24 protein-coding genes are annotated in these 23,839 nt (G+C 72.9%); 15 read left to right on the top strand and 9 right to left on the bottom strand.

Annotation, left to right across the window (positions count from 1 at the left end; all coding sequences use genetic code 11):
* Nucleotides 1-3: 3 nt before the first annotated feature.
* Nucleotides 4-606: a GNAT family N-acetyltransferase gene (locus tag AB0K37_RS07835; protein WP_363976459.1), complete on the top strand. Its 603-nt coding sequence runs from the start codon at nucleotides 4-6 to the stop codon at nucleotides 604-606.
* A gap of 230 nt (nucleotides 607-836) precedes the next feature.
* Here the strand turns inward: AB0K37_RS07835 and AB0K37_RS07830 are convergent, their stop codons facing one another.
* Together AB0K37_RS07830 and AB0K37_RS07825 are read right to left on the bottom strand one after the other, a co-directional pair.
* Nucleotides 837-1,622, bottom strand: a complete 786-nt coding sequence (locus AB0K37_RS07830; protein ID WP_363976456.1) for a methyltransferase domain-containing protein — start codon at nucleotides 1,620-1,622, stop codon at nucleotides 837-839.
* Entirely contained in the window at nucleotides 1,619-3,721 is a 2,103-nt protein-coding gene (locus AB0K37_RS07825) for a prolyl oligopeptidase family serine peptidase (protein WP_363976453.1), read from the bottom strand. The genes AB0K37_RS07830 and AB0K37_RS07825 overlap by 4 nt, the downstream gene beginning before the upstream one ends.
* 261 nt (nucleotides 3,722-3,982) lie before the next feature.
* On the opposite strand from AB0K37_RS07825, the gene AB0K37_RS07820 reads away from it, so the two are divergent.
* On the top strand, nucleotides 3,983-4,492 hold the full coding sequence (locus AB0K37_RS07820) for an HNH endonuclease (RefSeq protein ID WP_363976450.1): 510 nt from the start codon (nucleotides 3,983-3,985) through the stop codon (nucleotides 4,490-4,492).
* A gap of 31 nt (nucleotides 4,493-4,523) precedes the next feature.
* Nucleotides 4,524-4,742: a zinc ribbon domain-containing protein gene (locus AB0K37_RS07815; protein WP_360349120.1), complete on the top strand. Its 219-nt coding sequence runs from the start codon at nucleotides 4,524-4,526 to the stop codon at nucleotides 4,740-4,742.
* Nucleotides 4,743-4,794: 52 nt separating this feature from the next.
* Here AB0K37_RS07815 and AB0K37_RS07810 read toward each other — a convergent pair whose 3' ends face one another.
* From AB0K37_RS07810 to AB0K37_RS07800, 3 genes are all read right to left on the bottom strand, one after another.
* Nucleotides 4,795-5,142 (bottom strand): DUF1330 domain-containing protein, encoded by a 348-nt coding sequence (locus tag AB0K37_RS07810; protein WP_363976446.1) that lies wholly within the window; start codon nucleotides 5,140-5,142, stop codon nucleotides 4,795-4,797.
* Nucleotides 5,143-5,239: 97 nt separating this feature from the next.
* Complete coding sequence (gene ilvD, locus AB0K37_RS07805; RefSeq protein ID WP_363976443.1) at nucleotides 5,240-7,102, bottom strand: dihydroxy-acid dehydratase; 1,863 nt, start codon at nucleotides 7,100-7,102, stop codon at nucleotides 5,240-5,242.
* A 246-nt stretch (nucleotides 7,103-7,348) separates the two neighbouring features.
* The gene (locus AB0K37_RS07800) at nucleotides 7,349-8,074 is read right to left on the bottom strand and encodes a nuclease-related domain-containing protein (protein WP_363976440.1); all 726 of its coding nucleotides are present in this window, start codon (nucleotides 8,072-8,074) and stop codon (nucleotides 7,349-7,351) included.
* 346 nt (nucleotides 8,075-8,420) lie between these two features.
* Between AB0K37_RS07800 and AB0K37_RS07795 the strand changes: the two genes are divergently transcribed.
* Both AB0K37_RS07795 and malQ read left to right on the top strand, forming a co-directional pair.
* Nucleotides 8,421-9,845: an amidase gene (locus tag AB0K37_RS07795; protein WP_363976437.1), complete on the top strand. Its 1,425-nt coding sequence runs from the start codon at nucleotides 8,421-8,423 to the stop codon at nucleotides 9,843-9,845.
* A gap of 28 nt (nucleotides 9,846-9,873) precedes the next feature.
* Nucleotides 9,874-11,976 (top strand): 4-alpha-glucanotransferase, encoded by a 2,103-nt coding sequence (gene malQ / locus AB0K37_RS07790; protein WP_363976434.1) that lies wholly within the window; start codon nucleotides 9,874-9,876, stop codon nucleotides 11,974-11,976.
* Here malQ and AB0K37_RS07785 read toward each other — a convergent pair.
* Both AB0K37_RS07785 and pepN read right to left on the bottom strand, forming a co-directional pair.
* Nucleotides 11,957-12,949, bottom strand: coding sequence for a hypothetical protein (locus AB0K37_RS07785; protein WP_363976431.1), 993 nt, complete (start codon nucleotides 12,947-12,949; stop codon nucleotides 11,957-11,959). The two genes, malQ and AB0K37_RS07785, sit on opposite strands and share 20 nt — an antisense overlap.
* Before the next feature lie 81 nt (nucleotides 12,950-13,030).
* Nucleotides 13,031-15,565 (bottom strand): aminopeptidase N, encoded by a 2,535-nt coding sequence (pepN, locus tag AB0K37_RS07780; protein WP_363976428.1) that lies wholly within the window; start codon nucleotides 15,563-15,565, stop codon nucleotides 13,031-13,033.
* Between the two features lie 164 nt (nucleotides 15,566-15,729).
* Between pepN and AB0K37_RS07775 the strand changes: the two genes are divergently transcribed.
* From AB0K37_RS07775 to AB0K37_RS07740, 8 genes are all read left to right on the top strand, one after another.
* Nucleotides 15,730-16,344: a DsbA family protein gene (locus AB0K37_RS07775; protein WP_363976425.1), complete on the top strand. Its 615-nt coding sequence runs from the start codon at nucleotides 15,730-15,732 to the stop codon at nucleotides 16,342-16,344.
* A 134-nt stretch (nucleotides 16,345-16,478) separates the two neighbouring features.
* On the top strand, nucleotides 16,479-17,189 hold the full coding sequence (locus tag AB0K37_RS07770) for an energy-coupling factor ABC transporter permease (protein WP_363976422.1): 711 nt from the start codon (nucleotides 16,479-16,481) through the stop codon (nucleotides 17,187-17,189).
* Nucleotides 17,190-17,201: 12 nt separating this feature from the next.
* On the top strand, nucleotides 17,202-17,558 hold the full coding sequence (locus AB0K37_RS07765) for a PDGLE domain-containing protein (protein ID WP_363976419.1): 357 nt from the start codon (nucleotides 17,202-17,204) through the stop codon (nucleotides 17,556-17,558).
* On the top strand, nucleotides 17,558-18,322 hold the full coding sequence (gene cbiQ / locus AB0K37_RS07760; RefSeq protein ID WP_363976416.1) for a cobalt ECF transporter T component CbiQ: 765 nt from the start codon (nucleotides 17,558-17,560) through the stop codon (nucleotides 18,320-18,322). The genes AB0K37_RS07765 and cbiQ overlap by 1 nt, the downstream gene beginning before the upstream one ends.
* The gene (locus tag AB0K37_RS07755) at nucleotides 18,319-19,071 is read left to right on the top strand and encodes an ABC transporter ATP-binding protein (protein ID WP_363976413.1); all 753 of its coding nucleotides are present in this window, start codon (nucleotides 18,319-18,321) and stop codon (nucleotides 19,069-19,071) included. The genes cbiQ and AB0K37_RS07755 overlap by 4 nt, the downstream gene beginning before the upstream one ends.
* A gap of 147 nt (nucleotides 19,072-19,218) precedes the next feature.
* Nucleotides 19,219-20,163, top strand: a complete 945-nt coding sequence (locus tag AB0K37_RS07750) for an ATP-binding protein (protein WP_363976410.1) — start codon at nucleotides 19,219-19,221, stop codon at nucleotides 20,161-20,163.
* Between the two features lie 62 nt (nucleotides 20,164-20,225).
* Nucleotides 20,226-21,254: a hypothetical protein gene (locus AB0K37_RS07745; protein WP_363976408.1), complete on the top strand. Its 1,029-nt coding sequence runs from the start codon at nucleotides 20,226-20,228 to the stop codon at nucleotides 21,252-21,254.
* 43 nt (nucleotides 21,255-21,297) lie between these two features.
* Entirely contained in the window at nucleotides 21,298-21,774 is a 477-nt protein-coding gene (locus tag AB0K37_RS07740; RefSeq protein WP_363976405.1) for a ribose-5-phosphate isomerase, read from the top strand.
* 18 nt (nucleotides 21,775-21,792) lie between these two features.
* Here AB0K37_RS07740 and AB0K37_RS07735 read toward each other — a convergent pair whose 3' ends face one another.
* Nucleotides 21,793-22,026, bottom strand: a complete 234-nt coding sequence (locus tag AB0K37_RS07735) for a hypothetical protein (protein WP_363976403.1) — start codon at nucleotides 22,024-22,026, stop codon at nucleotides 21,793-21,795.
* Between the two features lie 131 nt (nucleotides 22,027-22,157).
* On the opposite strand from AB0K37_RS07735, the gene AB0K37_RS07730 reads away from it, so the two are divergent.
* The gene (locus AB0K37_RS07730) at nucleotides 22,158-23,276 is read left to right on the top strand and encodes a PP2C family protein-serine/threonine phosphatase (protein ID WP_363976400.1); all 1,119 of its coding nucleotides are present in this window, start codon (nucleotides 22,158-22,160) and stop codon (nucleotides 23,274-23,276) included.
* A gap of 24 nt (nucleotides 23,277-23,300) precedes the next feature.
* On the opposite strand, the gene AB0K37_RS07725 is transcribed toward AB0K37_RS07730, so the two are convergent.
* Complete coding sequence (locus AB0K37_RS07725) at nucleotides 23,301-23,648, bottom strand: hypothetical protein (protein WP_363976397.1); 348 nt, start codon at nucleotides 23,646-23,648, stop codon at nucleotides 23,301-23,303.
* On the opposite strand from AB0K37_RS07725, the gene AB0K37_RS07720 reads away from it, so the two are divergent.
* Nucleotides 23,635-23,766, top strand: coding sequence for a hypothetical protein (locus AB0K37_RS07720; RefSeq protein ID WP_363976396.1), 132 nt, complete (start codon nucleotides 23,635-23,637; stop codon nucleotides 23,764-23,766). The two genes, AB0K37_RS07725 and AB0K37_RS07720, sit on opposite strands and share 14 nt — an antisense overlap.
* Nucleotides 23,767-23,839: the final 73 nt, after the last annotated feature.

Below are 23,839 nucleotides of genomic sequence, written 5' to 3'. Positions count from 1 at the left end.
GGGATGAGCACCGACAACGTCTCCTGGCAGGGCCACCCCACGCTCGTCCGGCTCAAGGACGATCCCCCCGAATGGCGCTACGGCGACCTGCGGATCCGCCGGTACCACGCGGCCGACCACGGCGTCGTCCTGGCCCTGCACCAGAAGGGCCTGGCCCAGGTCGGCCTGCGCCCCGGCGACGGCGTCTACTACGACCACGACTTCTTCCGGATGGAGGACATCTATCTCCGCAACAACGGGGAGTTCCTCGTCGGCGAGCTCGACGGCAGGGTGGTCGCGATGGGCGGCCTGCGCCGCGCCGACCTGATCCCCGGCGGTCACGCCCGCGCCTACGGCGGCTACGCCCCCGGCAACCCGACCCTGGACGTCGCCGAGATGGTGCGGCTGCGCGTCCTGCCTGCGGTCCAGCGCCGGGGCTACGGCACCGCACTCGTCCAGGCCCTGGAGGAACGCGCGATGGAGTACGGCTACCGAATCCTGCGCGCCGACACCACCGAGTTCCAGGCCCCCGCCCTGGCCCTCTACCGCAAGTTCGGCTGGACGGAAACCCGCCGCGAGACCATAGGCGGCATAGTCAACATCTACATCCAGAAACCGATGCGCTGACGCCCCCCAGGCGAGACACCACCGACCTCAGCCGGCGCCGCAACCACGCAACGACCCCAATGGTTGCGATCGCGTCCGAAGGCAGGTTCGAGCGAAGCAGCCCTAAACACCCACAAACCCCCTCCTGGAGGCTTCCCAACCCCAGGAGGGGGTCGATCATGGGCACGGTTGGCCGTGCGTGTTCTCTTGGAAGCGTAGCGCGATCTTGGGGTGGCGTGCTGCGGATCGGGTCAGGGGCGGTCGGCTGCCGCCACCTGCATGAGGGGGTAGCGGCGGTGGCGGATGGCGGTGTAGCCGCGGTCGGAGAGGGCGCGGGTGATCTCGCGGTCGCCGAACGCGGTGAAGCCGGTGGCGCGGCGGAGGAGTTCGGTGCCGAGGCGTGGGGCGGCGAGCGGGCGCCGGGAGGTGAGGATGACGAGTTTCCCGCCTGGTCTGAGGACGCGGGTCATGCCGTCCAGGGCCGCCCAGGGGTCGTCGAAGAGGTAGAGGGCGCCGAAGCAGCAGACGGCGTCGAACACGCCGTCGCGGAACGGAAGGTCGACGGCGTCGCTGCGGACGTAGGTCACGGGGGCGCCGGGGTCGGTGTCGGCGACGGCGCGGGTCAGCATGGTCTCGGACGCGTCGAGGCCGACGACCAGGCCCGTGGCGCCGATGCCGGCGGCGAGGGCGCGGGTGACGTTGCCGGGGCCGCATGCCACGTCCAGGACCGTCGCGGGCGGCCGGGCCGCGTAGCCGGGGTGCGAGAGTCCGAGCCAGTCGCGTGCCATGGCGTGCTCTTCGGCGGTGTCCGGGCCGAAGGGCCAGCCCTTCGCCAGGTTGAAGCCGACGGGCCGCCACACCTTCTCGTAGATCCGGGGGAGGAACGTCGACTCCATCACCGACTGGGCGAGTGAGGGCGACTTCTTCGCGGAGGCCCCGAGCAGGTCGAGGTAACCGGCGGACACGTCGGGTTCGTCCGGCGGCTCGCGAAGCAGTTTCAGCGCCCGATCGGCCGGCCCGCGCAGCGTCGTGCTCATCCGGCTATTAGACCATGCGTCAATTCGGCTTGGACGGTGAGGCCGGTCTGGGCGGCCAGGAAGGTGAGGGTGTCGGCGGTGAGGTCGGCCGAGCGGGTCACCGAGCGGGCGGCGTGGCCCACCTCGGCTTCGTCGCGTAGGAGGATCGGGGCCTCGGACGTGGTCGCGTGCTGGAGGGCGGCGCACATCTTGCGGGCGTGGAGGGGGTCCACGCGGGTGTCGCTGCCGAACGTGGTGAACAGGACGGCCGGGTAGGCGGTGCCGGGGCTGACGCGGTGGTAGGGCGAGTAGCCGATGAGCCAGCCGAACTCCTCGGGGTCGTCGGCCGTCCCGTACTCGTCGTTCCAGGTCTGGCCGAGGCCGAACCGCTCGTAGCGGACCATGTCCAGGAGCGGCGCGGAGCACACCACCGCCCGGTACAGGTCGGGGCGCTGGGTGAGGGCGGCGCCGACCAGGAGGCCGCCGTTGGAGCCGCCGGAGATCGCGAGCTGGGACGGCGTGGTGAGGCCGTCCGCGATCAGCTTCTCGGCGGCGGCGTGGAAGTCGTCGAAGACGTTCTGCTTGCGGTCCCGCATGCCGGCGCGGTGCCACTGCTCGCCTTCCTCGGAGCCGCCGCGCAGGTTGGCGACCGCGTAGACGCCGCCGGCCTCGACCCACGCGAGGATGCTCGCCGAGTACGACGGCGTGAGCGAGATGTTGAACCCGCCGTAGCCGTAGAGGATCGCGGGGCGCGGCCCGGTCAGGCCCGGACGGGACGAGACGAGCATGCGCACCTCGGTCCCGTCCCGGGAGGTGTAGACGACCTGGCGCGTCTCGATCTCGGGGACGTCGACCGTGCCCGGCGCGGACGCCCACGGCGTCGTCTCGCCGGTGCGGGCGTCGTAGCGCAGGACGGACGAGGGGGTGACGCCGTCGGTGTAGCCGAACCAGGCCTCGTGCCCGCCCTCGGGCCGCTCGACGATGCCGCCGATGGAACCGAGACCGGGGGTCGGGACGGCGCCGAGCCGTTCCCCGGACGCCAGGTCGTGGACGGTGATCTCGCTGATCGCGTGGCGGGTCCACCCGGCGAGCAGGACGGGGCGTTCCAGGTCGTCCAGGATCGCGAAGTCGGTCAGGACGGCCTCGGCGTCCTGGGGGATGAGGTCACGCCACGTCCCGTAGGAGAGGTCGGACGGGTCGGCGACGCACAGGCGGGAGCGGGGCGCGTCGCGGTCGGTGAAGACGTAGGCGCGGCCGTCGCGGCCCACGTGGACGCCGGTGGAGGCGTCGACGCCCTGCTGCACGGCCCGCAGCGCGGGCGCCTCGGGGGCGGACGCGGTCAGGTCGGCGATCCACAGGTCGTTGCGGGGCGCGGTGCCCTGCGACGCGGAGATCGTGAGCCAGCGGCCGTCGCGGCTGACGCCGACCCCGTAGTAGTTGGTCTTGTCGAGGCCGTCGCCGAAGACCAGCACGTCGTGGGTGTCGGGTTCGCTGCCGACGCGGTGCAGGTAGACGCGCCGGTGGTACTGCTCCTCGCCCGCCGGGACGTCCTCCGCGGGCAGCCGGCGCGTGTAGTAGTACGCCTCGCCGCCCGGCAGCCAGGCCACGGAGGAGTACCGGGCCCGGTCGATCGGCCCCTCCACAAGGTCGCCCGTCGCGACGTCGATGACGTACAGCAGCGACTCCTCGTCGCCGCCGGTCGACACCTTGTACGCGAGGAGGCGGCCCTCCTTGTCGGGCTGCCAGCCGTCCAGCGTCGTCGTCCCGTCGGGGTCGAGGGCCGTGGGGTCGACCAGGGCGCGCTCGGAGCCGTCGGGGTCGACGGTGTAGAGGACCGGGTGCTCCTGGTCGGCGGAGCGGCGGGTGAAGAAGCGCCGCTCGCCCCGCCACACGGGGGCTCCGACGCTTCCCGCGCCGAGCAGTTCGAGCAGGCGGGCCCGCAGGGCGTCCCGGCCGGGCAGCGTGTCCATGGTCTGGTGGAAGAGCCGGTCCTGCGCGGCGCGCCACTCGGCGGTCTCGGCGCTGTCCGGATCCTCCAGCCAGCGGTAGGGGTCGGCGACCCGGTGACCGTGGATGTCCTCGACGATGTCCTGGCGCTGCGCGGACGGATACGGCGTCATGGATGCACTTTATTGGCCGTTAAGCGCTGCCCGCCCCGGTACTCCCCGCGGGTTCCGTGTTCGAGCGGTGTGCGGATGGGGATTATTGGGGTAGCGGACGACCTCCCTCAGACGCCACACTGATTCTGGTCGGTTCGCCCCTGGGGAGGTCCTCATGGCGAGTGCGCAGGTGCCGGAGACGATAATCGGGCCTCGGTGGGAGGCGCGCTGCGCCGCGACCACCGGGGCGAACGCAGGGCGCGGCCCGGCGGAGGGCGTCTGATGCGACAGGTCCTCCTCCTGAACGCGACGTACGAACCCCTCACCACGCTGCCTCTGCGGAGGGCGGTCTGCCTTGTGCTTCGCGAGAAGGCGGAGATCGTCCACCACGACACCTCCGGTGCCGTGCTCCACTCGGCCACGATGACGGTCGAGATCCCGTCCGTCATCCGGCTCCGCCGCTACGTCCGCATCCCGTTCCGGACCCGCGTGCCCCTGACCCGCGCGGCGCTGATGCGGCGCGACAACTTCCGCTGCGTCTACTGCGGCCGCCGCGCCGAGACGATCGACCACGTCCATCCGCGCAGCCGAGGCGGCCAGCACGTCTGGGAGAACTGCGTGGCCTCCTGCATGACGTGCAACCACAGCAAGGCCGACCGCCTGCTGTCGGAGCTGGGCTGGACGCTCGGCTTCACCCCGGCCGTTCCGAGGGGCGCGCACTGGCGGCTCATCGGCCTCGTCCACGACGGCGACCCGCAGTGGGCCGCCTATGTCACCGAGCCCGCGGCCTGACGCGCACACCGGGGGGACGTATCCTGGGGGCGTGCCTCGCTATGACTACCGCTGCCGCGCGTGCGGGTCGACCTTCGAGGTCTCCCGCCCGATGATCAACGCGTCCGACCCGGCCCCGTGCCCGGACGGCCACGACGACACCGTCAAGCTGCTCTCCACGGTCGCCGTCACCGGCTCCTCCCGCGGCGGGGCTCCCCAGCCCCCGCCGAGCGGGGGCGGGGGCTGCTGTGGCGGGGGCTGCTGCTCCTGACCGGCCGACCGGCCCTGTTCCTTACCGGTCAACCGGCCCTATTCCTGACCGGTCAACCGGCCTGGGCCGCGCGCAGTGCCTTGCCGGTCGCGGCGACGTCGTAGTCCGGCGGGACGCCCTGGAGCAGCACGAGGTGACCGGGAATGTGGTCGCTGCGCTTCGCCGCGATCGCCTGGTAGGCGTCCGAGTTGTACCAGTCGCGGGCCTTGTCCATGTCGGGGAACTCGATGATGACGTAGGCGCCGTCGAACGGGCCCTCGACCACCTCGGTCTCGCTGGCGTGCACGATGAACCGGCCGCCGAACGGGTCCATGGTCTCCTGGATGCTCTCCATGTAGACGAAGACGTCCTCGGGCAGCGGCGGCTGGGGGGTCATGTGGGCAAGGGCGTACGCCGTCATCGCGGTCTCCTTTAGTGGTGGGGCCGGGCTGGTTCGCCCGACACCCACCACTTTGCCCTAGGCGGGGAAGGAGCGCGATTACCCGCCCGGTGACCGCTCAGCCGTTGAGGCGGTCGAGCTGGGAGACGTCGCGCGCGGCGCCGGTCGAGGCGGACGTGGCCATCGCGGCGTAGGCGCGCAGGGCGGCGCTCACCGGGCGGTGGCGGTCGCGGGGCCGGTAGCCGCCGAGGTCGGCGAGCAGCTTCTCGCGGCGGATCTCCAGCTCGTCGGCCGGGACGTCGAGCTCCAGCACGCGGTTCGGGATGTCGATCACGACGCGGTCGCCGTCCTCGACGAGGGCGATGATCCCGCCGCCCGCGGCCTCGGGGGAGGCGTGCCCGATGGACAGCCCGGACGTGCCGCCGGAGAACCGGCCGTCGGTGATCAGCGCGCACTCCTTGCCGAGCCCGCGGCCCTTGAGGAAGCTCGTCGGGTAGAGCATCTCCTGCATGCCGGGCCCGCCCTTCGGGCCCTCGTAGCGGATCACGACGACGTCGCCGGCCTTGACCCTCCCGCCGAGGATGCCCTCGACGGCCTGGTCCTGCGACTCGAAGACGACGGCGGGGCCGGTGAAGGTCCACAGCTCCTCGTCCACCCCGGCGGTCTTGACGATCGCGCCGTCGGGGGCGATGTTGCCGCGCAGGACGGCCAGGCCGCCGTCGGCGGTGTAGGCGTGCTCGGCGGAGCGGATGCAGCCGTTCTCGCGGTCGAGGTCGAGCGACTCCCAGCGGGCGCTCTGCGAGAACGCCGAGGTGCTGCGGACGCCGCCGGGCGCCGCGTGGAACAGCTCGACGGCCTCCGGCAGGACGTCGGGGGAGCGGACGTCCCACTTGGCGAGGAACTCGTCGAGGGACGCGGAGTGGACCGAGTGGGCCGACGCGTTCAGCAGCCCGGCGCGGTTCAGCTCGCCCAGCAGGGCCGGGATGCCGCCCGCGCGGTGGCAGTCCTCGACGTGGTACTTGCCGGTGGCGGGGGCCAGCTTGCAGATGCAGGGGACGCGGCGGGAGATCGCGTCGATGTCGGAGAGCCCGAAGTCGACGCCGCCCTCGGTGGCGGCGGCGAGCAGGTGCAGGATCGTGTTGGTGGATCCGCCCATAGCGACGTCGAGGACCATGGCGTTCTCGAACGCCTCGCGGGTGGCGATGTTCAGCGGCAGGACGGACTCGTCGTCGCCGTCGTAGTAGCGCTTGGCGACCTCGACCACGGTGCGGCCGGCGTCCTCGTAGAGGCGGCGGCGGGCGGTGTGGGTGGCCAGGACGGTCCCGTTGCCGGGCAGCGCCAGCCCGATCGCCTCGGTGAGGCAGTTCATCGAGTTGGCGGTGAACATGCCCGAGCAGGAACCGCAGGTCGGGCAGGCGCTCTCCTCCATCTCCAGCAGCTTGTCCTCCGGCAGGGAGGCGTCGGCCGAGGCGATGATCGGGTCGATCAGGTCGAGCTTGTTGCCGCCCATGACGCCCTCGACGGGCTTGCCGGCCTCCATCGGGCCGCCGGACACGAACACGGTCGGGATGTTCAGGCGCAGCGCGGCCAGCAGCATCCCCGGGGTGATCTTGTCGCAGTTGGAGACGCAGACCAGGGCGTCGGCGCAGTGCGCGTTGACCATGTACTCGATCGCGTCGGCGATCACCTCGCGGGAGGGCAGCGAGTACAGCATGCCGTCGTGGCCCATCGCGATGCCGTCGTCGACCGCGATCGTGTTGAACTCGCGGGGCACGCCGCCGGCCTCCCGGACGGCGCCGGCGACGACCTTGCCGACCTCGTCCAGGTGGACGTGGCCGGGCACGAACTGGGTGAAGCTGTTGGCCACCGCGACGATCGGCTTGCCGAAGTCCTCGCGTTCCACGCCGCTGGCCCGCATGAGCGCGCGGGCGCCCGCCATGTTCCTGCCATGGGTGACCGTGCGTGACCTGAGCGGTGGCATTTCGACCTCTCCAAACCTGGGACGTGCGGGGACGACGGGCCGCGCATGGTTCGGCGTGGGCGGGCGGGTCGCCTGGAAGGGATACGCGCAGCGGCGGGTCGCGGCGCTGCCGCCGGCTCAGCGGAGGTCGCGCCCGGGCCGGCCCGTGGCCTTCGATGCTACCAACCGCCGGAGGGCAGGAAAAAAGCCGGGACGACGGTGTCCCGGCTTCGCGGCGGGCGGCCCGGAGCGGGGCCGCCCTCGGCCTCAGTCGGGGTACTTCGGCGGCAGGGCGTCCTCGGCCGCCTGGAAGATGCGCTGCACGTCGCTCTCGGTGAGGATCTTCGGGCGGCGGCGCAGGTACGAGCGCGCCCGGTTGCCCGCGTAGACGTCGACGTCGCGCACCCGCATGACCTTCCACGGGATGGACGGGCCGTAGATCGCCACGGAGGGCTGCACCGGCACGTCGAAGCCGACCCGCTCGGCGAGGATGATGCTCGCCATCTGGGCCTCCCAGCGCGCCTCGTCCAGCCGGTCCTTCTTGTTGAAGGGGCCGTGGAAGAGCTTGAGGTGGGACATGGTGCGCACGGGGAGGCGCTTGTCCCACTTCTCCGAGTCGATGGCGTAGACGCCGCTCGGCCCGATGACCAGGTGGTCGATCCGCCCGTCGCTGACGCCGTCGTCGTCGCGGGGGACCGCTCGCGCGTGCAGCACGAGGTATCCGTTGCGCCGCAGGGACTTCAGCTGCCGCTCGGTGCGCCGTTCCGCCGCCGAGGACTTCTGCCAGGCGGCCACGGTGGAGCTCGTGCGGGACTGCCGCACGTAGTCGCCGATGACCACGAGCACCGCGACGGTCAGGCCGAGCCGCCAGCCGGTCAGGGCGAGCGCGACGGCGCCGGCGAGGGCGGCCGCGCCGATCCGGTACGCCCAGCGCCGGATCTTGGGATCGTCGAGCATCGCCGCGGCGGCGCTCGCCTCCAGCCGCTCCTTCACCGGTGTCTGGTCATCGTGCTCACGCGCCTCATCGACTTCATGAGTGTCATCGTGCTCACGCGCCTCCTCGGACTCGGGTCGCGCCCTGGCATTCTGCGTGTTGCCCCGCTCCATGGTCGCCATGGTGACGCTCCGTGTTCCTTTCCTGTCGGGGGCATGATCCTCCGTGCGCAGAGTAATCATCGGGAGGGTGGGCGACCAGTCATGCCGGGTTAATGTTTTGTCGCCCCACGTCAGTGATTCTCTTACGGCACGGTCGGGTAGGCCAGTATTAATCTCCTTCTACCGCTGCTGTCGTGTGTGCCCTCTTTGATGCCCGCGCACACGGCGTCTAGCGTTCCGGATCGTGACACAGATTCATGACCTCAGCGCCACACGCATGGCCGCCGCCGTCCGGGCCCGGGACGTGTCCCCGGTCGAGCTCGCCGACCACTACCTGGCCCGCATCGAACGGCTGGACGAGCAGGTGGGCGCCTACGTGACGGTCACCGCCGAGCGTGCCCGCGAGGAGGCGCGCCGCGCCGAGAAGGCGGTGCTGGAGACGGCGGACGCGGCGGAGCTGCCGCCACTGCACGGCGTCCCGGTGCCGATCAAAGACCTGAACATGGTGAACGGCGTCCGGATGACGTTCGGCTCGGCGGTCTACGCCGACCTGACCGGGTTCGCCGACGACCATGTGGTCGCCAAGCTCGCGGCGGCCGGGACGGTGCTCCTCGGCAAGACCGCGTCCCCCGAGTTCGGGCTGCCCTGCTACACCGAGGGCGCCGTGTCGCCCCCGGCCCGCACGCCGTGGGACCCGTCCCGGTCGGCCGGCGGTTCGAGCGGCGGCGCCGCGGCGGCGGTCGCGTCCGGGCTGGCGCCGATCGCGCAGGGCAGCGACGGCGGCGGCTCGATCCGGATCCCGAGCAGCGTGTGCGGGCTGTTCGGGATCAAGCCGACCCGCGGCCGGATCTCCCAGGGCCCGGTCATCCCCGACCTGTTCGGCCTCTCCACCAACGGTCCGATCGCGCGGACCGTCCGCGACGCCGCCCTCATGCTGGACGTCATGGCGGGCCACATGCCGGGCGACCTGTACCGGGCGCCGGAGGCGGACGGGCCGTTCCTCGCCCGCGCCGACCGCGCCCCGGGCCGGCTGCGGATCGCGCGGAGCCTCCGGCCGCCGGTGCCGGACGTCGAGGTCCACCCCGACTGCGTCGCCGCCTACGAGGACGCGTCCGCGCTCCTCGAGGAGCTGGGCCACGAGGTCGTGGAGCTGCCGGAGGTGCTCGGCTCCGACCTCGTCCCGCACTTCGCGACGCTGTGGGGCGTGATGGCGACGATGACGCCCGTGCCGGAGGGGAGCGAGGAGCTGCTCCAGCCGCTGACCCGCTGGCTGCGCGGCCACGGCGAGAAGACGACGGCGCCGCAGCTGTTCCAGGCCCACGCCGCGCTGCAGGGGGCGCTCCGCGCGGCCTTCCCGGTGATGGACGAGTTCGACGCGATCCTGCACCCCACGCTCGCCATGCCGCCGGTGCCGGTCGGGTACTTCCACGACCAGGACCCGGAGGAGAACTTCCGGCGGCAGACGCACTTCACCCCGTTCTGCGCCATGTACAACATCTCGGGGCAGCCCGCGGTGAACGTCCCGCTGCACTGGAACGGCGAGGGCCTGCCCATCGGGGTCATGCTCGCCGGACGGCTCGGCGGGGAGGGGACGCTGATCTCGCTGTCCGCGCAGCTGGAGGAGGCCCGCCCCTGGATCGGCCGCAAGCCCGCTGTCTGGACGGCGTGACGGGCCCCGCACCGGGCATGGTGCAGGCGTGGCTGACGACGAACTGATCAGACTGGCCGGGCTGCACGGCGTCGCGACGCGCTACGAGGACTGGCGGGGACGGGAGACGGCGGTCTCGCGCGACACGCTCGCCGCCGTCCTCGCGGCCCTCGGGGTGGACGCCTCCACCCCCTCCGCCGTCCGGGCGGAGCTCGACCGCCACCGGGAGCGGGCGCGGGAGCTGCCGCCGGCCGTCGTCGTCCGCCGGGACGGCGGCGGCACCGCCGGGCGGATCCGCGCCGCGCTCGGCGGCCACCTGGACGGCGGCGCCGAGGTGGAGATCGAGACCGGCACGGACGAGGTCCTGGCACCGCAGCGCACCCACGTGCCGCCCGCCGAGCGCTCGTTCGAGCCCCTGGACGGGCTCGCGGACGTCCCGCCCGGCTGGCGCGCCCTGCGCGTCCGGAACGGGACGCGGACGCGGTACACGCGGCTGCTCGTGGCCCCCGGCGCGCTGCGGCCGCCGCCCAGGATGTGGGGGTTCACGGCGCAGCTGTACTCGGTGCGCTCCGCCGCGTCGTGGGGGCTCGGCGACCTGCGCGACCTGGCGGACCTCGCGGACTGGAGCGGCCGGGAGCTCGGCGCGGGCTTCGTGCTGGTCAATCCGCTGCACGCGACCGAGCCCGTCCCGCCGATCGGAGCGTCCCCGTACTCGCCGATGAGCCGCCGCTTCCCCTCGCCGCTCTACCTGCGGATCGAGGACATGCCCGAGTACGCCGGGCTGCCCGCCGCGGACCGGGAGCGGTTCGAGGCCGTCGCCGCCAAGCTGCGCGCCCAGGAGGGCCTCCTGGACCGGGACGCCGTGTGGGCCGCGAAGCTGGAGGCCCTGGAGGCGATGCACCGCCGCCGCCGGGACCGCGACCCGGGGTTCGAGGAGTTCCGGCGGAGGGAGGGCGCCGCCCTCGCGAGCTTCTCGACGTGGTGCGCCATCAGCGAGGAGCAGGGGTCCACGGACTGGCGGCGCTGGCCGCCCGGGCTGCGGAGCGCCCACGACCACGGCGTGGTGGACGCCCCCCGGTACCACGCCCGCGCCGGCTTCCACGCGTGGCTCCAGTGGAGGCTGGACGGGCAGCTCGCGGAGGCGCAGCGCACGGCCCGGGACGCCGGGATGCCCCTCGGGATCGTCCACGACCTGGCCGTCGGGGTGCCGCACGGCAGCGCCGACGCCTGGATGTACCGCGACTCCTGCGCGGCCGGGATGAGCGTCGGTGCGCCTCCGGACGAGTTCAACCAGCGCGGGCAGGACTGGGGGCAGCAGCCGTGGCGGCCGGGCGCGCTCGCCCTCGACGGCTACCGGCCCTTCCGCGAGATGGCCGCCGCCGCGCTGCGGCACGCCGGCGGGATCCGCCTGGACCACGCGATGCAGGTGTCGCGCCTGTGGTGGGTGCCGGAGGGGGCGTCCCCCGCCGACGGCACCTACGTCCGCTACGACCGCGACGCGCTGCTCGGCTCGCTGGCCTGGGAGGCCGAGCGCTTCGGCGCCGTGGTCGTCGGGGAGGATCTCGGCACCGTCGAGCCGGAGGTCCGGGAGGCGCTGGCCGACAGCGGCGTCCTCGGCACGTCCCTGCTCTGGTTCGAACGGGACGAGCGGGGCCGGCCCAAGCCGCCGGGCCGGTGGCGGGAGCTGTCCCTGGCGACCGTCGGCACCCACGACATGCCGCCGATCACCGGGTTCGTGCACGGCGACCACATCGACCTGCGCGACCGCCTCGGGCTGCTCACCCGTCCCCGCGCCGAGGAGGAGGACGACCACCGCCGCCAGCTGGCCGACTGGCTCGCCGTGCTGCACGCCGAGGGCCTGCTGGCGGCCGAGCCGGCCGTGGTCGTGCGGGCGCTGGCGGACGGCTCCGACGCCTACGACGAGGAGATCGTCACCGGGCTGCAGGAGTTCCTGACCAGGACCCCCGCCCGTCTCATCGGCGTCTCCCTGGCCGACGCCGCGGGCGAGCGCCGCACCCAGAACCAGCCGGGCACCGTCGACGAGTACCCGAACTGGCGGGTCCCGCTGGGGGACGCGGAGGGCCGCCCCGTCCTCCTGGACGACCTCAGGAACCGCGCGACGCTCAGGCTCTTCAGGCGAGCGTCGACGTGATGCGCTCCGTGACGTCGTGCAGGAGCGTGTCGGGGCGCAGGTCGGCGGCGGCGATCGCCGAGAAGACGGCCGGCAGGCCCGGCAGCGGGTAGGAGTCGTCGTCCGCCAGCGCGGACTTGCCCAGCGGATGCCTGGCCAGGGATTTGCGGGCGCGGGCCCAGGCGGCCTGGACCTCCTCGGGCGAGGGGACGCCGAACCCGTGGCCGACCGGCGCGGCGTGCCGCAGCTTCACCAGGGCGCCGTCGGCGAAGTCGGCGGCGAGCCGGCAGCGGTCGCTGAGGTCGGCGCGGACGAGGTCGTCCAGGCGGGTCATGACCGTGCAGGGGGTGCGGCAGCGGGCGGCGCAGTCGCCGAGCGCGGCCGAGACCTGGCTGTGCTGGCGGTCGAGGTAGGCGCGCCAGCCGGACGGCGGCTCCTTGGCGACCCGCAGGGTGCGCTCGCAGGCGGAGCGCTCCGGCCGGGTGTGGTCGCACATGCGGGCCGACCCCGGTTCGACGGGGACGCCGAAGCGGCTGCCCTCGCCGCGCACGGCGGAACCGATCAGCGCCGGGTCGCCCGCGTGGCCGAGGACGGGCTCCCAGGCCAGCATCGGCAGGTACTCGCCGGCGATGTGGACGGCGGCGACGAGCGCGGCCATGTCGCGGCGGTGCCAGCGGATCGCGATGACCTCCAGGAGCAACGAATACGCAGGCCGGAGGCTGGCGAGCGCCCCGCGGGGGTGCTCCCGCGGGGCCTGCGGCATGCGGCTGGCGCGGGCCCGGTCGAGGAGGTCGCGCGGGACCTCGCCGGCCTCCTCGGGCATGCCGAAGTCCTCGGCGTCCAGGTCCAGGACGCGCTGCCCGAACGCGCACAGCGCCGCGACCGGCGCGGAGCGGCCGTCCGCGGCCAGGGTGCCCTGGCTGATCAGCGCCTCCAGGTCGCCGAAGGCGTAGCGCCGCGCCAGTGCGGTCAGAACCTCGCGAGCCGTCTCCACTGCGTCCCCTCCCCGTGACCATGCAACGATCGCATGGTCACGGGGCCTTTGGGTGGGTTCGCTGGGACGGTCGCGGCCGGGTCAGGCGGAGGCGGCGTCCTTCGCGCGGGCGCGCAGGGCGCGCGCGACGCCGTCGCGGCCCTCCGACAGCAGCCGCCGCAGCGCCGCCGGCGGGTCGTTCTCCGCGATGTAGGCGTCGGTGCGGTCGACCGTGGACTGCTCGATCACCAGGAACGGGTAGGCGACCTCGGCGAACGTCTGGGACATGTCGCTGGTCCACTCCTTCCACACGCGCCCGACCTCGGCGAAGTACCGGTCGAGGTAGGGGACGAGCAGCGCGGCCTGGTCCGGCTCGACGAAGCCGCCGAGCGTCGCCCGGTAGACGGCGTTCGGCAGGTCGCCCGCGATGATCCGCTCCCAGGCGGCCGCCTTGGCCTCGGGGGTGGGGATCGCGGCCTTGCAGGCGGCGGCGTGCCGCTCCCCGGCGGCGGTGCGGTCGCGCTCGTGCTCGGCGTCGATCTCGGCCTCGCCTGCCTTGCCGGTGGTGACGAGGCGGCGCAGCAGCGCCCAGCGCAGGTCGGTGTCGACGGTGAGGCCGTCGAGGACCTGCGAGCCGTCCAGGAGGCCCTGGACGAACGCCAGGTGCTCGCCGGTGACCGCCGACGAGGTGAACGCCAGGGTGTAGGCCAGCTGGAGGTCCGAGCCGGGCTCGGCCTCGCGCGCCAGCTCCGCGAGGGTGTCGGCCATCAGGGCGAGGCCCTCCTCGCGCCATCCCGGGTCGGCGTACTGCTGGACGGCGGTGCGCGCCTGCCGCAGCAGCGTCTGGGTGACCGAGATGTCGGTGACGCCGCGGATCCCCTTGACCACGAGCCGGACGTAGTCGCGCGTCGCCATCTCGGCGTCGCGGGTCATGTCCCACGCCGCCGACCAGCACAGGGCGCGCGGCAGGCTGTCCTTGACCTCGCCGATGTCCTCGATCAGCGTCTTCAGGGAGTGCTCGTCGAGGCGGACCTTGGCGTAGGTGAGGTCGTCGTCGTTCACCAGGACCAGGTCGGGCCGCTTCTTGCCGACGAGCTGAGGGACCTCGGTGCGGGCCCCGACCACGTCCAGTTCGACCCGGTCGCGCCGCACGAGGCCGTCGGCGGTCCTGTCGTACAGGCCGATGGCCAGGCGGTGCGCGCGCAGCGTCGGGTAGTCGGCCTTGGCCTCCTGGAGGACGGTGAACGAGGAGAAGTTCCCCTCGCCGTCGACCTCGTACTCGGGCCGCATCGTGTTGACCCCGGCGGTCTCCAGCCACTCCTTCGACCAGGAGGCCAGGTCGCGGCCGGACGTCTCCTCCAGCGCCCCCAGCAGGTCGGTGAGGACGGTGTTGCCCCACGCGTGCCGGTCGAAGTAGCGCCGCACGCCCTCCAGGAAGTTGTCGAGGCCGACGTACGCCACGAGCTGCTTCAGGACGGACGCGCCCTTGGCGTAGGTGATCCCGTCGAAGTTCACCTCGACCGCGCGGATGTCGGGGATGTCGGCGGAGATCGGGTGGGTGGACGGCAGCTGGTCCTGCCGGTAGGCCCACGCCTTCTCCAGGTTCGCGAACGTCGTCCACGAGCCCTTCCACTTGGTGGCCTCCGCCTGGCACAGGACGCTCATGTACGTGGCGAACGACTCGTTCAGCCAGAGGTCGTCCCACCAGCGCATGGTGACGAGGTCGCCGAACCACATGTGCGCCATCTCGTGCAGGATCGTCTCGGCGCGCCGCTCGTAGGCCGCGTCGGTCACCCGGGACCGGAAGACGTAGTCCTCCAGGAACGTCACGCAGCCCGCGTTCTCCATGGCGCCCGCGTTGAACTCGGGCACGAACAGCTGGTCGTACTTCGAGAACGGGTACGGGCGGCCGAACACCTTCTCGAAGTAGCCGAAGCCCTGGCGGGTCACGTCGACGATCGCGTCGGCGTCGAGGTGCTCTGCCAGCGAGGCGCGGCAGTACACGCCGAGGGGGATGACGGTGCCGTCCTCGCGGCGGTACTCGTCGCGGACGACGTGGTACGGCCCGGCCACGAGCGCGGTGATGTAGGTGGAGATCTGCGGCGTGGGCAGGAAGTGCCACGTCCCGCCGCCGGCCGTCTCGGCGGCCTCGTTGGTGACGACCTCCCAGCTCTCCGGCGCCTTCACGGTCAGCTCGAAGGTGGCCTTCAGGTCGGGCTGGTCGAAGCAGGTGAACATGCGGTGCGCGTCGGCCGTCTCGAACTGCGAGTACAGGTAGACGCTGTCGTCGACCGGGTCGACGAACCGGTGCAGGCCCTCACCCGACCGGGAGTACGCGCAGTCGGCCACGACCCGCAGCTCGTTGTCGGCCGCCAGGCCCGGCAGCGGGATCCGGCCCTTCTCGGCGTCGTAGGACCCGGGGTCCAGGGACTCGCCGTTCAGGGTCACCTCCCGCACGACGGCGCCGTGCAGGTCGATGAAGGTCGACGCGCCGGTCTCGGCGCTGGCGAACCTGACCACGGTGGTGGAACCGAACCGCTCCTCGCCCGTCGTGAGGTCCAGGTCGACCGCGTACGACGCGACGCTGAGCAGCCTGGCCCGTTCCCGCGCCTCGTCGCGCGTGAGGTTGCCTGCCACATGAACTCCTTGGTCGGCTTAAAGGCTTGGTGTCCCCATGTCTACCAACCGGACGACCCTACGGCCCGTCCGCCACGGCCTTCGGCGACCTCTCGCCGACGGGAATCGGGACGAGCGCCCCCGGGTTGTCGCTTGAGGACATGCACACTCTCTAGGAGGCGACGTTGCCCGAGGACGTTCCCACACCTGTTGACTTCTGGTTCGACCCCCTTTGCCCCTGGGCGTGGATCACCTCCCGGTGGATCCTGGAAGTGCAGGAGCAGCGGCCGATCGACGTGCGCTGGCATGTGATGAGCCTGGCCGTCCTCAACGAGGACAAGGACATCCCCGAGGACTACCGGCGGATGCTCGCCGACGCCTGGGGCCCCGTCCGCGTGTGCGTCGCCGCCGAGCAGAAGTACGGCTCCGAGGTGCTCGGGCGGCTCTACACCGAGCTGGGCACCCGCAGGCACCACGAGCGGCAGAAGTTCGGCCGCGAGTTCTTCGAGGAGGCGCTGACCGCGGCGGGCCTCGACCCGGCCCTCGCGGACGCCGCCGAGTCCACCGACTACGACGACGCCGTGCGCGCCTCCCACAAGGACGGGATCGACCGCGTCGGCCAGGAGGTCGGCACCCCGGTGATCGAGGTCGAGGGCCACGCCTTCTTCGGTCCCGTCGTCACTCCGATCCCGCGCGGCGAGGCCGCCGTCAAGCTCTTCGACGGCGTCCTGGCGGTCGCGAGCACGCCCGGCTTCTTCGAGCTGAAGCGCACGAGGACGGAAGACCCGAGCTTCGACTGAGCGCCGCCGGCGACGTCCCCGGCGGCCTCGCCGGCACGCCACACATCGGTTGCTATTGCGAGAATGTTGCAACTACGAGGCCTGTGCCGACAAACTGGTCCTGCTGGCTGCAAAGAGGTAGGGGTGGTTGAGTCGTGCACGTACCGGACGGATTCATCGACGCGCCGGTCTCGCTCGCGGCGGGCGCCGTCGCGGTGGCCGGGGTCGGGGTCGCGCTGCGCGGCGCCCGGCGGGAACTGGACGACCGCACCGCGCCGCTCGCCGGGCTGACGGCCGCGTTCGTGTTCGCCGCGCAGATGCTCAACTTCCCGGTCGCGTCCGGGACGAGCGGGCACCTGCTCGGCGGCACGCTCGCCGCGATCCTCGTCGGGCCCTATACCGGCGTCCTGTGCGTGTCGGTGGTCCTGCTCATGCAGGCGCTGCTGTTCGCGGACGGGGGCCTGACCGCGCTGGGCGTCAACATCACCACGATGGCGCTGGTCACCGTGGTCGTCGGCTACGGCTCGTTCCGGCTGCTGCTGCGGGTGCTGCCCAAGACGCGCGCGTCGGTGTCCGGGGCGTCGTTCGCCGCGGCCGTCGTCTCGGTGCCCGCCGCGGCCGTCGCCTTCACGCTGATCTACGCGGCCGGGGGGACGGCCGACGTCTCGATCGGGAAGGTCGCCGCCGCGATGATCGGCGTGCACGTGCTGATCGGCATCGGCGAGGCGCTGATCACCGCGGTGACCGTGTCGAGCGTTCTCGCCGTCCGGCCCGACCTGGTGCACGGGGCGCGCGGGCTGATGAAGCCGCTGGAGCTGCGCACGGGCGGGCGGAACGCCGCCGAACCGAAGCCGTCCCGGGCCTGAGGAGGGACCACGATGACCACCAAGCGCTTCTTCGCCGGGTTCCTGCTCGTCTCCCTCGTCCTGGCCGGCATCGTCAGCTACTACGCCAGCGCGAACCCCGACGGCCTGGAGAAGGTCGCCGAGGACAAGGGCATCAGCGCCAAGGAGAAGGACCACTCGCTCAAGGACTCGCCGCTCGGCGACTACGGCGTCAAGGGCGTCGACGACGCGCGGCTGTCCGGCGGGCTGTCCGGCGTGATCGGCGTGGGCCTGGTCCTCCTCGTGGGCGGCGGGCTGTTCTGGACGGTCCGGGGGCGCGGCCCGGCCGCCGGGCGGACGGCTCCGGAGCGGGAGCCCGAGGCGCCGTCCGAGCCGTCCCGGAAGGGCTGATGGGCGCGGGCCACGCGCACCGGCTCTACGTGCCGGGCGCCTCGCCGGTGCACCGGCTGCCGCCGCAGTGCAAGCTCGTCGCCGTCCTGGCGTTCGTGCTGCTGGTCGTCGCCACGCCGCGCGAGCGGATCTGGGCCTTCGGCGTCTACGCGCTGCTGCTCGCGGCGGTCACGGCGGCGGCCCGGATCCCGTTCGGGACGGTGGCGCGGCGGATCGTCATCGAGGTGCCTTTCGTCGCGTTCGCCTTCCTCATGCCGTTCATCGCGAACGGCGAGAAGGTCACCGTCCTCGGGCTGCGGCTCAGCGAGAGCGGGCTGTGGGGCGCCTGGAACATCCTCGCCAAGGGCACCCTCGGCGTCGTCGCGTCGATCCTGCTGGCCGCGACGACCGAGCCGCGGCTGCTCCTGCTCGGCATCGAGCGGCTGCGGATGCCGCAGCTCATCACGCAGATCGCCGCGTTCATGCTGCGCTACGGCGACGTCGTCGCCGCGGAGCTCGGCCGGATGAGGGTCGCGCGGGCGGCCCGCGGCTTCGAGGCCCGCGACATCCGCGCGACGGGCGTCCTCGCCAGATCCGTGGGCGCCCTGTTCCTGCGCTCCTACGAGCGCGGCGAGCGCGTCCACCTGGCCATGATCAGCCGCGGGTACGACGGCCGGATGCCCGTCGTCGACGGCGCGGGCGCGACCGCCGCGCAGTGGACGGCCGCCGCCGCGCTGCCCTCGGCCGCCGCGCTCGTCACGCTGGCTGCTTGGATGGCCCCATGACCCCGTCCCTGGAGGTGAAGGGCCTCGCCTACGCGTATCCCGACGGAACGCAGGCGCTGTTCGGCGTCGACCTGACGGTCGGGCGCGGGGAGCGCGTCGCGCTGCTCGGGCCGAACGGCGCCGGGAAGACCACGCTCGTCCTGCATCTGAACGGCATCCTGCACGGCGGTCTGGGCGAGGTCCGGGTGGGCGGCCTCGCCGTCGACCCGAAGGACAGGAAGGCGCTGCGGGAGATCCGCCGCCGCGTCGGGATCGTCTTCCAGGATCCCGACGACCAGCTGTTCATGCCGACCGTCCGGGAGGACGTCGCGTTCGGCCCCGCCAACCTCGGCCTGCGCGGCGAGGACCTGGACCGCCGCGTGCGGGACGCGCTCGCCCGCGTCGGCATGCTGGACGCCGCCGACCGCCCGCCGCAGCACCTCAGCTTCGGCCAGCGCCGCCGCGTCGCCGTCGCCACCGTCCTGGCGATGGAGCCGGAGATCCTCGTGCTGGACGAGCCGTCGTCCAACCTGGACCCGGCCAGCCGCCGCGAGCTCGCCGAGATCCTGCTGAGCCTGGACGTGACGGTCCTGATGGTCACGCACGACCTGCCGTACGCGGCCGAACTGTGCCCGCGGTCGGTGATCCTCTCCGGCGGGGTGATCGCGGCAGACCGTCCCACCCGCGAGCTGCTCGCGGACGCCGGGCTGCTGGCGGCGCACCGCCTGGAGCTGCCCTTCGGGTTCGACCCGGCCGCGGCCCCGCGCTGACCGCCGCCCCCCGCAGCGCCCCCGCCTCACCCTGACCCCGCGCCGATCGCCCGCACTTCGGCTGTTCCGCTTGCCTGCCCGCCCCCGCTCCGGGAGACTCGTTTCCTGACAGTGGTAACGGTTTTCATATCCAGAATGGGGGCATTCGTGAAGGTTGCGTTCGTCGGCAAGGGCGGCAGCGGCAAGACCACCCTGTCGGCGCTGTTCGTCCGCCATCTGGCCGGACGGGGGCTGCCCGTGGTCGCCATCGACGCCGACATCAACCAGCACCTCGGCGTGGCGCTCGGGCTCGACGAGGGCCGCGCCGCCAAGATCCCCGCGCTGGGCGACCGGCTCCCCGAGCTCAAGGAGCACCTGCGCGGCGCCAACCCGCGCATCTCCTCCGCGGCCGCGATGGTCAAGACCACCCCGCCCGGCTCCGGGTCGCGGCTGCTGCGGTTCCGCGGCGACGACCCCTTCCACGAGGCGGGCCAGGAGGTCGACGGCGTCACGCTGCTCGCCACCGGCCCGTTCAACGACGACGACCTCGGCGTGGCCTGCTACCACTCCAAGACCGGCGCGGTGGAGCTCTACCTCAACCACCTGGTGGACGGGGCCGGCGAGTACGTCGTCGTCGACATGACCGCCGGCGCCGACACGTTCGCCTCCGGGCTGTTCACGCGGTTCGACCTGATGTTCCTGGTCGCCGAGCCCACCCGCAAGGGCGTCGGCGTCTACCGGCAGTACACCGAGTACGCCCGCGACTACGACGTCGCCATCCGCGTCGTCGGCAACAAGGTGCAGTCCGAGGAGGACGTCGCCTACCTGCGCGAGCACGTCGGCGACGACCTGCTCACCTGGGTCGGCCAGTCCGCCGCCGTCCGGGCGCTGGAGCAGGGCCGTGACGGCGTCGCGCTGGAGGAGGGCAACACCGCCGCCCTCGACCGCATGCGCGCCGAGGTGGACGGCCGCGTCAAGGACTGGGACGAGTTCCAGCGGCAGGCTGTGGAGTTCCACGTGAAGAACGCGCGGAGCTGGGCCAGCCGGGCGGTCGGAGAGGACCTGGAGGCGCAGGTCGACCCCGGGTTCCGCTTCCCCGTCCCGGCCTCCTGAGCGCCTACAGCGGGTAGCGGGGGCCCTACCGGCGGAGACCGAACCGCACTACCCTGCCCGCCATGACGATGCGGCGGATGCTCGCGATGACGGGCGGCGCGGTGGTTCCCATGGCCCTCCTCGCCCTCCTCTTCGGAAACCAGTGGGTCGTCGAGCAGATCAACAGGAGCGATCTCAGGTACGACGAGGGCATCGGACCGGTCGTGTCGTGGCTGCTCACGCTCGCCTGGCGGCTCACGCCGATGGAAGGGCCCGGTCTGAAGGGGGCGTTCGCGGAGGACTTCAGCCTGTTCGTCTTCTTCGCCGTGCTGGTCGGGCTGGTCCTGGCGGGCGCCCGGCTGGCCGATCCGGAGCGCGGCCCGTTCGGCGCCCTGATCATCGGCTGGTGGGCGGCGGTCGTCGCGGGCGGCGTCTCCGGAATCGTGGCCGCCCCGCTGACCCGCTGGGCGTTCGAGTTCCACGACGGGTCGTTCGGCCGGACCTTCAGCTCCACGGTCGGCCAGGGCGCCTCCTTCGGCTTCGCCTTCGGCTGGCTGGCCGGGCTCGGCGCGCTGGCCGGGTTCTTCCTCGCCCGCACCCGCGAGGCCGGACCCCGGCAGCCCTACGCCCCGGCGCAGCCCTCCATGGCCCAGCCGGGCGTGCCGATGCAGCAGCCGCCCTATCCGCAGCAGATGCCGCCGCACCCCTCGGCCGTCCCCTACGTCCCGCCGCAGGGGCAGCCGCAGCAGCCGGCCTGGGGCGCCCCGCCCGTCCCGCAGCCTCCGCAGCCCGGGCAGGCCCCGCAGCCGGGGCAGTTCGGCGTGCCGCCCGTCCCGCCGCAGCCGTCCGCACCGCCGCAGGAGCAGGCGCCTCCCGAGGCGCCCGAGAAGCCGGACACGGCGCCTGGAGAGGGTTCGGACGGGTCCCCGGAGGGGAGCCCGGAGGAGCCGCAGGAGGAGCCGAAGGAGAGTCCTGAGGAGGGCCCGCAGGAAAGCCCCGAGGACGGTCCAAGGGACGGTCCGAAGGACGCGCCGGAGAACGCCCCCGAGGACGACGACCCCGATCCCGCCGACCGGACCGTGATCGACCGCAGGCGGGGCGACGACGCCTGACCCGCGCGCGCGGCCCCGGCGCGGGCCTGCGACAATCGGGCGCATGCGCGTGTTTCTTGGATCCGACCATGCCGGCTTCGAACTGAAGGAGCACCTGGTCTCCTGGCTGAAGGCGAACGGGCATGAGGCCGTCGACTGCGGCGCGTTCGTGTACGACGCCGTGGACGACTACCCGCCCTTCGTCCTGCGGGCGGCCGAGCGGACGGTGGCGGAGCCGGGAGCGCTCGGCATCGTGATCGGCGGCTCCGGCAACGGCGAGGCGATCGCGGCGAACAAGGTCAAGGGCGCGCGTGCGGCCCTGGTCTGGAACGAGGACACCGCCACGCTCGCCCGCGAGCACAACGACGCGAACATCATCGCGCTCGGGGCGCGGCAGCACGACCTGGACACCGCGACCCGCTTCGTGGAGCTGTTCCTCGCGACGTCCTACTCCAAGGAGCCGCGCCACACCCGGCGGATCAGGATGCTCGGCGCCTACGAGCACTCCGGCGAGCTGCCCCCGCTGCCGCGCGAGGGCTGACCAGGCCCGCCGTACCGGCTAGGACCCGTTCTCGGGGGGCCGGCGGGCGCCGCGCTTGTCGAGGCGGCGCCGCTCGTTCTTCTCGGCCTTGGTCCGCCTGCCGGGGTCGCCGGGCTTGTTCGGGTTCGATCCGGGGGCGGCGCCGGGTCCCGGGCCGGCCGCGGGCGGGTCCCCGCTCCCGGCGCGCGGGCGCGAGACGTCGCGGGCCCGCATCGCCGCGTCCACCGTGATCCGCATGCCCGACTGGACCATGGGCCGCTCCCTCCGAGATAGTCGCAAGGCCACCTTTACCCTGATTTCGCGTAGCACGATCGTTACAGTGCGTCACTGGTGCCCTCGGATACTGACCGACCGGGCGCATTGCTCGATACAGTGCCGGAGTCATGCTTCAACGTCTGGTGCAGCTGCTCCCGCCGCGTGTGCGTGCCGTGCTGCGCAGGGTTCCGTTCCTGGTCGTGCTCTACCGCTGGCTCAGGCGGGGCACCCTCACCCGGGACCGGTACGTCTTCGTGCCGCTGGCGCTCCTCGCGGTCGCGATCGGCATCGCCACGTCCGGTGACTCGCGCGGGCTGGCGCCGTCCGGCGCGCTGGTGCTGATCGTGGTGGTCGGCGGGCTGCTGCTGAAGGTGCGGAGCCTGGCCGCCCTGCTGGCCGTGGTGGCGGCGATGGCCGCCTACAACGTCTGGAAGGACGTCGCCGCCTTCGGGCTCGGCATGATCGCCACACTGAGCATCACCGCGGTGCTCGCCATCACCCTCGCCCGGACCCGCCAGCAGCTCGGCGTCCAGGGCCTGCGCGGCGACTCGATGCTGCTGGAGCTGCGCGACCGGCTCCGGCGGCACGGGGAGATGCCCCGGCTGCCGGACGGCTGGAGCTCGCAGGTCGTGATGCTCCAGGCGGGAGGCTCCTCGTTCGGCGGCGACTTCGTGGTGTCGGCCTCCGACGGCGACACGCTGGAGGTCGCGCTGGTCGACGTGTCCGGCAAGGGCACCGACGCCGGAACCAGGGCGCTGATGCTGTCGGGCGCCTTCGGGGGCCTGCTTGGATCGGTCCAGCCCGAGAACTTCCTGCCCGCCTGCAATGTGTACCTGCACCGCCAGCAGTGGGACGAGGGCTTCGTGACGGCCGTGCACGTCGTGGTCGACCTGCGCACGGGGGAGTACACGGTCGAGTCGGCGGGGCACCCGCCCGCCGTCCAGTTCGACGCGGGCAGCGGCGCCTGGCGGGTCAGCTCGGCCAAGGGCGTGGTGCTGGGCGTGGTGCCCGACCTGAACTGCGTCCCCGAGCGGGGGCAGCTGCGGCCGGGCGACGCGCTGCTCCTGTACACCGACGGCCTGGTGGAGTCGCCCGGCAGCGACCTCGACGCCGGGATCGACCGGCTGCTCGGCGAGGCGGAGCGGCTCGTCCCGCAGGGGTTCGGCCGCGGCGCGCGGGAGCTGGTGGAGACCATGGCCGCGTCGCGCGACGACGACTGCGCCCTCGTCCTGATCTGGCGCACCTGACGAGCCCGGCCCTGAGGGCCGGGCTCAGTGCTTGTACTTTCCCTTGGCCTTGCCGGGCTTCGCCGCGTGCTTCGGCTTCGTCTTCGGCTTCTTCTCCTGGGCCTTCTGCTTCTGCTTCGGCTTCTGGGCCGGCTTCTGCTTGGCGGTCTTCACCGGGGGCCGCTTGGACGTTCCGGCCCTGACGGCGCTCGCCTTCTTCGACGGCGCGGCGGAGACCGCCGGCGCGGACGGGGCCGGAGTCCCCGGCGCGGACGGGGGAGGGGCCTTGGCCCCGGTGATCCCGAGGACGACCGCCCCGAGCAGGAGGGTGCCCGCCGCGGCGCCGGCGCCCGCCAGCAGGCGCGCGCGGGTGGACGTCGTGGCGTCCGCCACGCCGAGCGGCGTGAACGCCCTGGTGTCGGTGTCCTCGGCGCCGGACCTCCGCGCACGCGACGGCGTCGCGGGCCCCGGGGCGGGTCTTGTCGGCGTCGCCGCCAAGGGCAAGAAGTAGCCGCTACTTCAGCAGGGGCCAGGCCACCGCGGACGGGACGCGCCGGAACTCGCCGCGGTTGGCGGCCCTGCCC

The sequence above is a fragment of the Actinomadura sp. NPDC049753 genome (assembly GCF_040674655.1).
Taxonomy (GTDB): domain Bacteria; phylum Actinomycetota; class Actinomycetes; order Streptosporangiales; family Streptosporangiaceae; genus Spirillospora; species Spirillospora verrucosospora.
The sequence above is the reverse complement of the archived record's forward strand: the minus strand, read 5'-3'. Positions and strand labels throughout refer to the sequence as shown.

What these genes read in the sequence shown, in the direction of transcription:
- AB0K37_RS07835 (WP_363976459.1), top strand. Translation starts at nt 4, where the DNA reads ATGAGCACCGACAACGTCTCCTGGCAGGGCCACCCCACGCTCGTCCGG.
- AB0K37_RS07830 (WP_363976456.1), bottom strand. Translation starts at nt 1,622, where the DNA reads ATGAGCACGACGCTGCGCGGGCCGGCCGATCGGGCGCTGAAACTGCTT.
- AB0K37_RS07825 (WP_363976453.1), bottom strand. Translation starts at nt 3,721, where the DNA reads ATGACGCCGTATCCGTCCGCGCAGCGCCAGGACATCGTCGAGGACATC.
- AB0K37_RS07820 (WP_363976450.1), top strand. Translation starts at nt 3,983, where the DNA reads ATGCGACAGGTCCTCCTCCTGAACGCGACGTACGAACCCCTCACCACG.
- AB0K37_RS07810 (WP_363976446.1), bottom strand. Translation starts at nt 5,142, where the DNA reads ATGACGGCGTACGCCCTTGCCCACATGACCCCCCAGCCGCCGCTGCCC.
- ilvD (WP_363976443.1), bottom strand. Translation starts at nt 7,102, where the DNA reads ATGCCACCGCTCAGGTCACGCACGGTCACCCATGGCAGGAACATGGCG.
- AB0K37_RS07765 (WP_363976419.1), top strand. Translation starts at nt 17,202, where the DNA reads ATGACCACCAAGCGCTTCTTCGCCGGGTTCCTGCTCGTCTCCCTCGTC.
- cbiQ (WP_363976416.1), top strand. Translation starts at nt 17,558, where the DNA reads ATGGGCGCGGGCCACGCGCACCGGCTCTACGTGCCGGGCGCCTCGCCG.
- AB0K37_RS07755 (WP_363976413.1), top strand. Translation starts at nt 18,319, where the DNA reads ATGACCCCGTCCCTGGAGGTGAAGGGCCTCGCCTACGCGTATCCCGAC.
- AB0K37_RS07745 (WP_363976408.1), top strand. Translation starts at nt 20,226, where the DNA reads ATGACGATGCGGCGGATGCTCGCGATGACGGGCGGCGCGGTGGTTCCC.
- AB0K37_RS07740 (WP_363976405.1), top strand. Translation starts at nt 21,298, where the DNA reads ATGCGCGTGTTTCTTGGATCCGACCATGCCGGCTTCGAACTGAAGGAG.
- AB0K37_RS07735 (WP_363976403.1), bottom strand. Translation starts at nt 22,026, where the DNA reads ATGGTCCAGTCGGGCATGCGGATCACGGTGGACGCGGCGATGCGGGCC.
- AB0K37_RS07730 (WP_363976400.1), top strand. Translation starts at nt 22,158, where the DNA reads ATGCTTCAACGTCTGGTGCAGCTGCTCCCGCCGCGTGTGCGTGCCGTG.